Genomic DNA, 12,317 nt, shown 5'->3' with positions numbered 1-12,317 from the left:
AGGGAGTCAGTAACGCTCGACCCAGGGATCGGTGTTGACAGCCGAATGCTGTAGGGCGATGCGCAATCCACGCTGGGCGAATTCGGTCTCCAGCTGTTCGGCGGCCATGGTGAGCCAGACGGTCTCTGAAGCCCAGTGAGAGACATCGATGAGCTGTGGCCGTCCTCCCTGTCTGTTGGCGGTGTCCCGGGCCTCGGTGGCTGGATGGTGGCGAAGATCAGCGGTGATGTACACCTCTGCGCCGCTGGCCCGGACCTCGTCGAACAGGGAGTCTCCTGCTCCACCGCAGACGGCGACTCGCGTCACGGCCGCGGCAGGGTCGCCGGCGATGCGCACACCGGTCGTTGTCCGCGGCAAACGATCCGAAAGGGTGCGGGCGATATCGCGGACGGGTGTCGGCGTGGGGAGGTCTCCCACGCGGCCGATTCCGGTGGTCGATCCCTCTGCATGGGGTGCCAGGGGCACTGCGTCGTCGATGCCGAGCAGGGAGATGAGGGCATCCGAGACTCCCCCACGTGCGGAGTCCGCATTCGTGTGGGCATTGAATAGGGCGATGCCATTGCTGATCAGGGTGTGAACGGCTCCGCCCTTCAGGGTTGAGGCGTTGACCGACTTCACGGGTTTGAGCAGGAGCGGATGGTGGTTGAACACGAGATCCGAGCCCAGCACCACCGCTTCGGCGATGACCGCGTCCAGTGGGTCGAGCGCGAGCAGGATCGAACGCACCTGCGCATCGGGATCACCCACGGCAAGACCGACCGAATCCCAACTCTCGGCCAAGGCCGTCGGCCACAGTGTTTCGAAGACGTCCACACATTCACTGACCTTCGGGTATCTCATGCCACCACAGTATTACATCCGAGCAGTCACGGTCAGGCGACGTTGATCGTGGGCCCTGGGCAGGGGCGACGCTTCAGCACAGAATTGTCTGGGGCACGGATGAATTCTATGAGACGTGGTTCACTCGAGCATCGACGAGCTATAGGTTTGGTCCATGACTACGAATGCATCGACTACGCCATCGCCCGAGCTGCACTTCTCCTCAACCGTCGCCGATATAGTGCGTCGCAGCGCGGGACGCTTCGGCGGTGACACCGCGGTTGAATTCGGCGACCGCACCTGGACCTATTCCGCCCTGGATACGGCGGTGACAGCCGTGGCGCGTGAACTGGCGGGTCTCGGAGCGCAGAAGGGAGATCGAATCGCTGCCTACGGGAAGAACTCCGATCTCTACCTCCTCCTCTACCTCGGATGTGCTCGCGCAGGTCTCATCCATGTGCCCGTGAATTTTCAGCTCAAGAACGACGAGCTCGACTACATTCTGGACAATTCCGGAGCGAAGGTCGTCTTCGCCGATACCGATCTCCTCGACGCAGTCAGGGCAACGCCAACAGGTGCAGGGGCCCAGACCAGGGACTTCTCCACGCTCCTGAAACCGGCCGCCGCCACGGACACCACTCCGAGCGCTCCCGGGGAATTCGACGTCGCGGACACCGACGTCGCACAGCTGCTCTACACCTCGGGCACCACCTCGGCGCCCAAGGGAGCGATCATGACGCACCGTGCGCTCGTCCACGAATACATGTCATCGCTGATGAGCCTCGATTTTGCGCCCACGGACCGAGTTGTCCATGCCCTCCCGCTGTATCACTCGGCGCAGATGCACGTCTTCCTGATTCCGCTGCTGTCCATCGGTGCGCACAACATCGTCGTGCCCGCACCCGTCCCCGAGCAGCTGCTGGAGATCTTCGAAGACCGCAAGATCAATTCCTTCTTCGCCGCACCCACAGTGTGGGTCGCGCTCGCCAACAGCCCTGACCTCGATACCCGCAACCTTGAGAGTCTGCGCAAGGCCTATTACGGGGCCTCGATCATGCCCGGGCCGGTGCTCACGAAACTGCGGCAGCGTTTGCCGAAGCTCGGGTTCTACAACTGCTTCGGGCAGTCCGAGATGGGCCCCTTGTGCACCGTCCTGCGGCCCGAAGAGCACGATGAGCATGCGGCCTCGGCCGGCCGGCCCGTATTCTTCGTCGAGACCCGTGTCGTCGACGCCGATGGCAGGGACGTCGGCGCCGGGACGCAGGGCGAGATCCTCTACCGATCACCGCAGCTGTGTGAAGGCTACTGGAACCGACCCGAGGCAACCGCCGAAGCCTTCGACAACGGCTGGTTCCATTCCGGTGATCTCGTCACAGTCGACGAATCCGGTTTCATCGAGGTCGTCGACCGCGTCAAGGACGTCATCAACACCGGAGGCGTGCTCGTGGCCAGTCGACAGGTCGAGGACGCGATCTTCGAACTCCCCCAGGTCGCCGAGGTGGCGGTCGTCGGTATCGCCGATGAGAAATGGATCGAAGCGATCACGGCCTTCGTCGTCATCAAGCCTGACCAGTTTGAGATCACCGAGGCGGACGTGCTTGCCCACGTCAAGGATCGTCTGGCCGGGTTCAAGGTTCCCAAGCACGTCGACTTCGTGGCCGAACTGCCCAAGAACTCGGCGGGCAAGATCCTCAAACGTCAGCTGCGCGGGGCCTGAGTCTCAGGCCAGGCACGGGCCCAGCGCAGAGTCGCCCTCACGCGTTGGCTCCCTGCGCTGTTCCCGCGCCCCGTTTCCTGAGCGTGGGCGTGCGTGAGGAATCGGGATCATTCTCGTGGCCGATGATGGTGAACCCGTTGTCTCGAATCAGAGCAATGTCGTCCTCGGCGGCCTGCCCCTCTGCTGTGAGGTAGTCGCCGAGGAAGATTGAGTTCGCCACGTGCAGTGCCTGAGCCTGCAGCGATCGGAGGTGGATCTCCCGCCCACCGGCCAGTCTGATCTCCCTGTCAGGACAGACGAAGCGTGCTGTGATGACAATCCGCAGGCACTGAGCGGGAGTGAGATTCCATTGCCCTTCCATGGGCGTTCCATCGAACGGGACGAGGAAATTGATGGGGATGGACTCGGAATCGAGTTTACGGAGCGCGAACAGGGCTTCGACGACCTGCTCGTCGCTCTCGCCCAGACCGACGATGAGCCCGCTGCAGGGAGAGAGCCCGGCCGCTTTCGCCTTGGCGACCGTGTTCGTCCGATCCGTGTAGGTGTGTGATTTCACGATGGTGTCGTGAAAAGACTCTGCGGTGTTGATGTTGTGATTATAGGCATCGACACCGGCCTCCTCGAGCGTCTCTGCCTGCCCATCCTTGAGGATCCCCAGGCATGCACAGACCTCGACTTCGTCATTGTCGTCTTTGAGCCGTGTGACGATGTCCCTGACTCGGTCGACATCTCGGTTTCCCGGGCCTCGTCCACTGGCGACCAGGCAGACCCGAGAAGCTCCCCCGCGGATCCCGATATCTGCTTGTTGCACCGCCTCTTCGGTTTTCAGCCACGAGTATTTCAGGATCGGCGCCGCCGACCCGAGGGCTTGTGAGCAATAGCTGCAGCTCTCCGGGCACAGCCCTGATTTGAGGTTGACCAAGTAGTTGAGCTTGACGGTCATACCGAAGTGCCTGCGCCTGAGTGCCGATCCTGCGGCTACGAGTGCGAGGAGGTCTCGGTCGGACGTTGACAGCATGGCAACCGCCTGTTCTTCGGTGATCACGCCACCATCGAGTATGGAGTCGGCAAGGTTGTCGAACCAGCTGGGCATCGGCGGCTTCTCCTCTTTGTGGCAGATGAGCGTGCGGTGCGCACGCTCGCTCCTGAACGGTGTTCAATAGCGTATCAGGACTTGCCGAATCGGCTCATGCCGGGTGGGTGAAAGCGAATAGACTGCTCTCGGCAGTGAACGCGCGACGAACAGACACCGTCGCCTTCGGGCAGGCGGATGAGGAGACAGTGGTGGCATCCCCCAGCAAGGCGACACCTGCGTCCAGTCCCTTCGACGACAAGGCGGGCTGGAAACAGCACGGGGATGGAAAGACGATCCGTCCTGGTGAGACCGTTCTGCCTGAGGAACGTCTGAGCTGGCCACGGACAGTGGTAATCGGAGCTCAGCACGTGGTCGCCATGTTCGGAGCGACATTTCTCGTGCCGCTGCTGACCGGTTTTCCGCCCTCGACAACACTGTTCTTCACAGCCATCGGGACACTGCTCTTCCTCCTCATCACACAGGGCATGATGCCCTCGTATCTGGGGTCATCCTTCGGACTTCTGGCGCCCATCGGTGCCGTCACCGGATTCGCGGCCACCTCGGGCGAGGATCTGGACTCCCATGCCATGGCGTTGGCACAGGGCGGGATCATCTCCGTGGGCGTGAGTCTCGCGCTGGTGGGGATCGTCGTGCACTTCGCCGGAGTGCGGTGGATCGAAGTCACGATGCCACCGGTTGTCACCGGTGCCATCGTCGCTCTCATCGGGCTCAATCTGGCGCCCGCCGCCTGGGACTGGGTGAAGGAAGCTCCGCTGACGGTGGTCATCACTATTGTCACCATCCTGGTCACCAGTGTGGTGTTTCGCGGAATGCTCGGCCGACTGTCCATCCTCATCGGCGTCCTCGTCGGCTACGGTGCCGCATGGGTGCAGGGGCAGATCGACTTCTCGACTGTCGGTGCCGCCGACTGGGTGGGGCTGCCCGCCTTCCACGCTCCCGCATTCGACTTGGGCTATCTGGGGCTCTTCCTCCCGGTCGTCTTCGTCCTCATCGCCGAGAACATCGGACATGTGAAATCAGTGTCGGCGATGACCGGACGTGACCTCGATTCGATCACGGGCCGCACGCTCTTCGCCGATGGCTTCTCCACGATCCTCGCCGGGTCAGGCGGGGGTTCGGGAACAACGACCTATGCGGAGAACATCGGAGTCATGGCAGCGACTCGGATCTTCTCAACGGCGGCCTACCTGTGTGCAGGCGTCATCGCCCTGATCTTGAGTCTGTTGCCGAAGTTCGGGGAGATCATCGCCACCATCCCGCCAGGGGTCCTCGGCGGAGCCGCGACCGTGCTCTACGGGATGATCGGGATGCTGGGTGTTCGCATCTGGGTGGAGAACAAGGTCGACTTCTCCAACCCCATCAACCTCAACACCGCAGCGGTGGCACTCATCGTCGCGATCGCCAACTTCACCTGGACACCCGGTGACCTTCAGTTCGAAGGCATTGCACTTGGTTCAGCCTCGGCGATCATCATCTATCAGGTCATGCGCGGCATCGCGAAATGGCGCGGCACCGACCAGGACGATCCTGTCGAAACCTGCCCTGAGATCGAGGACCGAACCCCGCCCGCTTCACTCTGAGAGCTGTCTGTTCGGCACCAAGCGGGCCTTGGCCCGCATGATGAGAATCCGAGCCTGGCACGTGCTCATCAGATCTTCACCACCATCACGGTTCACGTGGCTCCAGCTGGTATCGGATTGTGCAAGTGGGCTTCACAATCGAGAGTTCGAGTGCCCATACTGTCGGCATCAGCCCTAATCACGACTTCGAAGTTCGAGAGGTACTCCGCGCCGGAGAGTGCTGTCTCCTCAACGACATCGGGGACTGGGCATATCAGCTCTGCGATCGGACTGGCATCCTGAACAGGGCTCGTGACGTTGGTGCCCCATGGTGAAGCGGCGGGGTTTCAACCAGAGAAAAGACACCCCGTTGAACGAGGTGTCCTGTCTGGTGGGCCCAGAGGGACTTGAACCCCCGACCCTCTCGGTGTAAGCGAGATGCTCTAGCCAACTGAGCTATAGGCCCCACTGCAGATCCGAAGAATGTGCCCGAACGTGCTCGACCAGTATGCCATAAGGCAGGCGAGCAGACGAATTGCTCAATGCTGCGCACACCTTCCCAGAAATCTTCCAGCATTGGCGGCGAAGTGCTCCCCTGCGTCAGCAGACTCGATGCCGAACAGACCGCGATTCTGTTCGATCGTCACGGCTCCCAGTGCATGTTCCATCACGCCATGTGAAGAGGTCTCCCCCAGCGCCTCGACATTCAATGCCGCAGGCGTCACCTCGCTCGGATCGATCGAGTAGCCGAGCAACATAATTTCGGCGCCGTCGCGGTAGGTGAGGAGGATCTCTCGCAGGGCCATGGCCGCAGCCAGCGGATCGGACGAAGACGGGCACCGGGTGTTGACCTCGGCATTCATTCTTTTGGCGATGAGAACGAAGAGCTCCTGCTTGTCTTTGACATGCCAGTAGAGAGCGGAGGGCTGCACGTCGAGTTCACGCGCGAGTCTGCGCATCGATAGATCACCCAAGCCGTAGCGGGAGAGAATTTCAAGAGCAGTCGTTGTGATGCTCTCGGCAGTGAGTGCCAATGAGTCTTTCCTTCCATCTGCGGAAAATCGGGGCGCCGATTTTTCGATTCGCGCTACCCTCGCTATAGTAGTGGCTGGTCACGGGATATAGCGCAGCTTGGTAGCGCGCCTCGTTCGGGACGAGGAGGTCGTGGGTTCGAATCCCGCTATCCCGACCGTTGTGATGTGTCGCGACGTCGTTGACTCGATGTCGCGGCACATTTCTCATTTCTGGCCCGGACCTGTCTCACGACATCGTGCACGTTTCACGTCTCTGTCGGATTCGACATCACCTCCCTGGTCGCTGTGCAGCGGGCTGACCGGATCCGTGCCGGAGGACTTCACATATTGACGACTTCTAGGTGCGAGAGAGAACCGTACTGCTCAGCACGATGAGGAACTCATGTTCATCAGTGAGCACATTCAAGAAACCTGAATCGACGCTGAGCACATAGCCATTGACAGTTCCAGTTTTGGTCTCAATGACTTCATGTGGAACCCAGGGTGTTCCCACAAGCGCCGCGAGCAGCAGAACGGCTATCCCTACGACCCACCGCATATTAGCCAGGACGGCCATGAATCCGCGTCGCACACTATTCGGACTGGGCAGAATCCGAATCAGCGCATACACCCCGAAGACTCCAGCCGATGCCACCGGAAGCCACCAGAACCCGAAGCTGAACGCGAGTGCGAAGAGCGCGACAAGTCCGAGTACGAGGAGCAGCATCACTACCGGACGATGTCGCCGCTGACCCCACAAGTACGCGGCGAAGATCATCGGCAGGACCAGCATCAGCAGGAAAGCCGTCAGCAGGTACCCCGACATCAGGGATCCGAAGACAAGGGCCAAACCGTCGTCCAGGCTCAGCGTAGTGCTCACGAGGAACGCCGTCTCCCAGTCATACCCGGACACGGCGAACATGCGCAGCACGATGAACCCGATACCGAGCGCACTCAACAGCACCGCAGCAGACACGGGTTTGCGCTTGGACTCGTCTTTCGATGCCGCATCGCCTGTATTCGCACGCGTCTCGTCGTCAGTCATGAAGCAATAATACTGTCGGAGGCGGATCAGTCGTATGGGCCGTCAGCCTCAGTCCGAGTGGGTGTGCGGTTCCGATGCGGGCCTGGCTTCGGAGTCTGATCCGACTGCAGACCAAGACTTCGATTGTCTAAGCCTCAATATCCGTTGCTGCGTCCAACCTTCTATTGGCGCGACCCACCACGTACCGGGTGTAGGGATCGCCGTAGATTCCTGCACCGTCGACCACAATGCTGCTGAGGAACCTGTCCGCGACATCGTATGCATCTTCGATGAGTGCGCCCGACTGTGTGAAATCGACTGGTGAGACAGTTCGCGGAGTCGGTGGTGGCAGATAAAGCACAGGCACCTCGGCGGCGACACTCGGCAGTGAGGCGAGCAACTGGGCGCGGAACTGGATCTCTGTCACTCGGGCCAAGACGTCTCTGACTCGGGCCCCTCGACCTTTGGACAGATGGTTGGGGTCAGCCGGCACCGTGGTGTCGAGCACCACGAGTGAGGCAGCACCGGCCGCAAGAGCCTGCTTGACCGGCACATTGGACACGATGCCGCCATCGACGAGCTCCTGCCCGTCAATGTTGACCGCCGGAAACACGCCTGGGATTGCAGCAGTGGCGAGCAGCGCAGGTGTAAGAGGTCCGGCCTTGAAGACGACCTCAGTGCCGGTGAGCAGGTCAAGCGTGACCACGCGGAGGGGAATCGGCAGCTGTTCGAATCGCTCGTGCGCGATTGTCTTCTCGATCATGCTCCGGAGCGGAGCATTCTCTACTGCGTGCGTGCGGGAACGGCCGAGACGCCAAATCATCTCAAGCAGGTTATCGGGGAAGATATCGTCTTGTTTGATCCCCACCCACGCTGTCTCGAGGCGTTCCAGTCCGTCTTCGAAACCGGCGAGCATCGCTCCGTTGAGCGCGCCCACCGAGGTTCCCGTGATTCCATCGGGCGTGATGCTGTGCTTGGTCAGGGCGCGCAACATGCCCACCTGCACTGCCCCTAAGCTGCCGCCTCCGCCAAGGACAAAGCCCACCGGCCGGGGCAATTCGACTCCCATGCGACAACCTCCTGCTTCCTGCACTGGACAGGGACTGTTCGTGCCATGATGGCACGGAACCTGTCAAGGGATCCAGGTGGAGAGCCCGAATTCCATAGCTCGTGTCTATTCGCCGTTGACATCCATTCTGATCGTCAGCAGAAACGCCGAGTCCTCGATCGCGGTCACCGAGTGCCGCTGCGGGGGCATGGCCATCAAGTCACCGGCCGCAAGCTCCCAGGACTCGTCACGAGTCGACAGTGTGAGACGACCCCGAACGACCTGCAGGGTGGCCTCGGGCGGAGCTTCGTGTTCGGCCAGTTGGGAGCCTGATGTCAGGGCCAGTAGAGCCTGTTTGAGGTATTTGCCGCCATAAACACCTTGTGCGCTGCGACCGCTGCGAGCAGCTTTCGCCTTGACCAGGAGTTCCGCAGCCAGGCCGCCGAGGTTGTGGGCGGTTGTATTGTCAGCCATGTTCGGTCCCTTTTCGTTGGTGGGTGATGTGTGTCCGGCAAGATTGCGGGCTCTGCAAATCAGCCTGATCGGATGCGAAGCTCACGTCCTCCAGCAACTCGACCACCCTGTTGATCGCGAGAGGAGGGCCGCACCCGCAGTACATGATCGCTCGAGCCAAGACTGGGAACTCATGGTGCTAGTTTAGACATGCCGGAAATGGAATCTGCTCCGAAGGAGGAATGTGGGCGACGAACCCGTCATCGATGTTCGATGCATACCGAAGTCCCAGCGCCACACGCTCATCCTCAATGCCTACAGGAAGCTTGAAGCCGACGCGGGGCTGATCCTCATCGACGATCAAGAATCGAGCCCTCTCAAGCACCAGATGGAGGCGGAGTTCGGCGAGGCCCTCGGCTGGGAACCACTGGCCGGTGAAAATGAGGACGTCCGGGTTCGCATCAGCAAACAAGCAGCAACTCCGATGCCGCGCGTGCTCGTCGATGCCAACGACCTCGCCGAGGTCCCTGAGTCATCGGGGTCCGTCTGGCGGCTGGAACCCCAGCAGCGTGATCTCGATGCCAATATCATCGCTCTGGCACCGGGTGGAGAGATCCGCGAACACACGGGGCCCGCTCTCGACGTACTCATCCACATCCTCGGCGGGGGTGGAACACTGGAGACCGAGCTCTCCACGATCTCGCTCGCCCCCGGACAGATCGTCTGGCTGCCTCGACTCTCACGTCGGCGCTTCCTCGCCGACAAGGCGCGGGGTCTGCGATACCTCTCCGTGCATCAACGCAAGCAGGGCCTGACGATCACGAGCCGGAGCTGACCTCGACCGTGTGCCCTGCCGCGGCCCAAGACACGGACCCCACATGTGAGGATCGATGCCGACGGGCTGCGTGCTCATTGCCACCTGGATCAATGATCTCCTCCCCTGCGCGCGGACACGAGGCACGGGCATCACGGCTCCGTGGGGATCCACTCCTCGCCGTCCTGAACCCTGTAGATGAGATTGGTCCTGGTATGGGCGACCGCCGGGTACCTGGTGAGATAGTCGAGGACGAAGGACTGCACCGCCTCGGTGTCGCTGGCGACTATATGGAGCAGATAGTCATCGGCTCCGGCCATGTGATACATCCTCACGACACCGGGAAACCGTGGGGCCGCGGCAGTGAAGGCATCGATCTCTGCGCGGTCGTGCTTGGCCAAACGGATGGAGATCAGCGCCTGCAGCGGAATGCCCACAGCCGCAGCATCGATGTCGACTCTGAACCCTCTGATCACGCCCAGTGTCTTCAGGCGTTTGAGTCTCAGGGAGACAGTGGATTCCGAGATACCCACCGCCGATGCCAGTGCAGTCCCGGAGGCGCGAGCATCATCGCTGAGGGCCTTGAGCAGCTTCCGATCGACATCATCGAGTTCTATTTTCTGCGACATGACTCACAGTCTGGCAGACGGCGGTCAAGAATCTTCGACCGGATCGAGGAATTTCGCAGATTCGTGACGATAGTTTGCAGTGTGTTGCAGGAATGGCTTAACTGCTCGTATGAACTCAATGCACCCAGATACGCTCATGGTCCACGGCGGAATGGAAGGCCTCACCGAAGCGGGCGTCCACGTTCCGGCGATCGACCTCTCTACAACCAACCCCGTCAACGATGTCGCCACTGGCGGCGATTCCTACGAATGGCTTGCCACCGGCCACCCGCTCAAGGACGGCGACTCGGCCGTTTACCAGCGCCTCTGGCAGCCCGGTGTCGCACGCTTCGAGACCGCCCTGGCCGAACTCGAACACGCCGACGAGGCAGTCGCCTTCGCCACGGGTATGGCCGCCATGACTGCGGCGCTCCTCGCAGCCGTCAGTGCCGGAACGCCGCACATCGTTGCCGTACGCCCGCTCTACGGCGGCAGTGACCACCTGCTCGAAACGGGGCTGCTGGGCACCACTGTCACCTGGGCGGAGGAGGCTGACATCGCCTCCGCGATCCAAGACGACACCGGACTCGTCATCGTCGAGACTCCGGCCAACCCGAGCCTCGACCTCGTCGACCTGGACAGCGTTGTCGCTGCCGCAGGTGACGTCCCAGTGCTCGTGGACAATACCTTCTGCACCCCGGTGCTCCAACAGCCCATCGACCACGGCGTCGCGCTGGTCCTCCACAGCGCAACAAAGTACCTGGGCGGTCATGGTGACGCCATGGGCGGGATCATCGCCACCAGCTCCGAGTGGGCGATGCGACTGCGACAGGTCCGAGCGATCACGGGAGCACTGCTGCACCCCATGGGCGCCTACCTTCTCCACCGGGGACTGCGTACCCTGGGCGTTCGCATGCGCGCCGCACAGTCGACCGCCGGTGAGCTGGCCGAGCGTCTGGCGGCACACCCGGCGATCGCCGCGGTCCACTACCCGGGCCTGGACGGGCAGGATCCACGCGGACTGCTCGGCCGCCAGATGTCGGGAGGCGGCGCGATGATCGCGCTGGAGCTCGCAGGTGGATTCGACGCAGCACGCAGCTTCGTCGAACACTGCAGCCTCGTCGTCCACGCGGTGTCCCTGGGCGGAGCCGACACGCTCATTCAGCACCCTGCATCGCTGACTCACCGACCTGTCGCGGCCACGGCCAAGCCAGGAGATGGTCTGATTCGACTCTCGGTGGGACTCGAGCACGTCGATGACCTCGCCGACGATCTGGTAGCAGCCCTCGACGCCAGCAGGGCCGCTGCCTGACCCGCGCGGTGTCGGCCCGTCGCGGATGACGGGGACGAGGATGCGCTGCAGAGCACCGGCAGCGCATCCTCGTACTCGATGAACTCAGAATGTCGTTGAACCGAATCGCCGAGGCGGGAGCAGACGCCGAATCGCGAGGATGCGAGGATCCATCCGGCCCGCCGTCACGTTCAATGGCCAAGTGCCATCCCGCGGGCTCCGAGGAATGAGCCGCACGATGACGCCGGCGACTATGTATGCGGTCTGTCCGAGGCATATGCCATCGATCGGCAGTTCAGCGTCAATGACGGTGGCCTTGAGGGTGCACTCTTCGTCCGAGATTCGCTCAGGTCCTGTTTCGACCAGGTCAAGGATCGCAGCGACTGATCAGATCTTATCGAGCGAAGGACCTCAGCGGTCGACGGGATGCTTCACGACTGCTGTTTTAGGGCCCGCCGAATCTTCTCTGCGGGTCCTGTCAGCTGTTCAGGGGTCTGCATTTCAGCACGGTCCGAGATGTCGAAGTCGGCGATCGTGTTCGTCGGCCAGACATGGATGTGCAGGTGCGGGACCTCATAGCCCTGGATCATCACGCCGATGCGCTCACAGCCGAACGCCTCCTGCTGGGCACGTCCGACCTTGCGACTGACGGCCATGAGATGGTCCAACAGTGCCTGGTCTGCGTCGATCCAGTGCGAGATCTCGTCCCGGGGCACGACCATCGTGTGGCCCTCGGTCAGCGGTGACACGTCGAGGAATGCAACGCACACATCGTCCTGGTAGACGAAAGTTCCCGGAATGTCTCCATTGATGATCTTGGTGAAGATGGTGGCCATGTTTCAGTCCTCCCGTTGTTGCCCGATGATCACATTGAC

The 12,317-nt window shown here is 61.7% G+C and carries 12 protein-coding genes and 2 tRNA genes; 5 read left to right on the top strand and 9 right to left on the bottom strand.

The window, feature by feature from the left end; all coding sequences use genetic code 11:
• Window positions 1-6 precede the first annotated feature (6 nt).
• Window positions 7-840, bottom strand: a complete 834-nt coding sequence (locus tag AAFP32_RS07965) for a Nif3-like dinuclear metal center hexameric protein (protein WP_350271347.1) — start codon at window positions 838-840, stop codon at window positions 7-9.
• 154 nt (window positions 841-994) lie between these two features.
• On the opposite strand from AAFP32_RS07965, the gene AAFP32_RS07960 reads away from it, so the two are divergent.
• Window positions 995-2,536: a fatty acyl-CoA synthetase gene (locus AAFP32_RS07960; RefSeq protein ID WP_350271346.1), complete on the top strand. Its 1,542-nt coding sequence runs from the start codon at window positions 995-997 to the stop codon at window positions 2,534-2,536.
• 37 nt (window positions 2,537-2,573) lie between these two features.
• Here AAFP32_RS07960 and bioB read toward each other — a convergent pair whose 3' ends face one another.
• Entirely contained in the window at window positions 2,574-3,629 is a 1,056-nt protein-coding gene (gene bioB, locus AAFP32_RS07955) for a biotin synthase BioB (RefSeq protein WP_350271345.1), read from the bottom strand.
• A gap of 329 nt (window positions 3,630-3,958) precedes the next feature.
• Here bioB and AAFP32_RS07950 point away from each other — a divergent pair, with 329 nt between their 5' ends.
• Complete coding sequence (locus AAFP32_RS07950; RefSeq protein WP_350271474.1) at window positions 3,959-5,212, top strand: uracil-xanthine permease family protein; 1,254 nt, start codon at window positions 3,959-3,961, stop codon at window positions 5,210-5,212.
• A 368-nt stretch (window positions 5,213-5,580) separates the two neighbouring features.
• Here the strand turns inward: AAFP32_RS07950 and AAFP32_RS07945 are convergent.
• Window positions 5,581-5,657, bottom strand: a tRNA-Val gene (locus tag AAFP32_RS07945).
• Window positions 5,658-5,730: 73 nt separating this feature from the next.
• The gene (locus AAFP32_RS07940; protein WP_350271344.1) at window positions 5,731-6,225 is read right to left on the bottom strand and encodes a TetR family transcriptional regulator; all 495 of its coding nucleotides are present in this window, start codon (window positions 6,223-6,225) and stop codon (window positions 5,731-5,733) included.
• A gap of 81 nt (window positions 6,226-6,306) precedes the next feature.
• Between AAFP32_RS07940 and AAFP32_RS07935 the strand changes: the two genes are divergently transcribed.
• Window positions 6,307-6,380, top strand: a tRNA-Pro gene (locus AAFP32_RS07935).
• Window positions 6,381-6,562: 182 nt separating this feature from the next.
• Here the strand turns inward: AAFP32_RS07935 and AAFP32_RS07930 are convergent.
• The 3 genes from AAFP32_RS07930 to AAFP32_RS07920 all read right to left on the bottom strand — a co-directional run bounded on the left by AAFP32_RS07930 (window position 6,563) and on the right by AAFP32_RS07920 (window position 8,750).
• On the bottom strand, window positions 6,563-7,249 hold the full coding sequence (locus tag AAFP32_RS07930; protein WP_350271343.1) for a hypothetical protein: 687 nt from the start codon (window positions 7,247-7,249) through the stop codon (window positions 6,563-6,565).
• A 127-nt stretch (window positions 7,250-7,376) separates the two neighbouring features.
• Window positions 7,377-8,297, bottom strand: coding sequence for a patatin-like phospholipase family protein (locus AAFP32_RS07925; RefSeq protein WP_350271342.1), 921 nt, complete (start codon window positions 8,295-8,297; stop codon window positions 7,377-7,379).
• A 105-nt stretch (window positions 8,298-8,402) separates the two neighbouring features.
• The gene (locus tag AAFP32_RS07920) at window positions 8,403-8,750 is read right to left on the bottom strand and encodes a cupin domain-containing protein (RefSeq protein ID WP_350271341.1); all 348 of its coding nucleotides are present in this window, start codon (window positions 8,748-8,750) and stop codon (window positions 8,403-8,405) included.
• Between the two features lie 223 nt (window positions 8,751-8,973).
• Between AAFP32_RS07920 and AAFP32_RS07915 the strand changes: the two genes are divergently transcribed.
• Window positions 8,974-9,564 (top strand): DUF2249 domain-containing protein, encoded by a 591-nt coding sequence (locus tag AAFP32_RS07915; protein WP_350271340.1) that lies wholly within the window; start codon window positions 8,974-8,976, stop codon window positions 9,562-9,564.
• Window positions 9,565-9,695: 131 nt separating this feature from the next.
• Here AAFP32_RS07915 and AAFP32_RS07910 read toward each other — a convergent pair whose 3' ends face one another.
• A complete protein-coding gene (locus tag AAFP32_RS07910) occupies window positions 9,696-10,172 on the bottom strand; it encodes an Lrp/AsnC family transcriptional regulator (protein ID WP_350271339.1) in 477 nt (158 codons plus the stop codon).
• A gap of 109 nt (window positions 10,173-10,281) precedes the next feature.
• Here AAFP32_RS07910 and AAFP32_RS07905 point away from each other — a divergent pair, with 109 nt between their 5' ends.
• Entirely contained in the window at window positions 10,282-11,463 is a 1,182-nt protein-coding gene (locus AAFP32_RS07905) for a PLP-dependent aspartate aminotransferase family protein (RefSeq protein ID WP_350271338.1), read from the top strand.
• A 410-nt stretch (window positions 11,464-11,873) separates the two neighbouring features.
• On the opposite strand, the gene AAFP32_RS07900 is transcribed toward AAFP32_RS07905, so the two are convergent.
• Window positions 11,874-12,278 (bottom strand): HIT family protein, encoded by a 405-nt coding sequence (locus tag AAFP32_RS07900; protein WP_101618740.1) that lies wholly within the window; start codon window positions 12,276-12,278, stop codon window positions 11,874-11,876.
• Between the last annotated feature and the right edge of the window lie 39 nt (window positions 12,279-12,317).

This window comes from Brevibacterium sp. CBA3109, assembly GCF_040256645.1.
Classification (GTDB): Bacteria; Actinomycetota; Actinomycetes; order Actinomycetales; family Brevibacteriaceae; genus Brevibacterium; species Brevibacterium koreense.
Note: the sequence above shows the minus strand (reverse complement) of the source record. Positions and strands in the feature narration are given on the sequence as shown.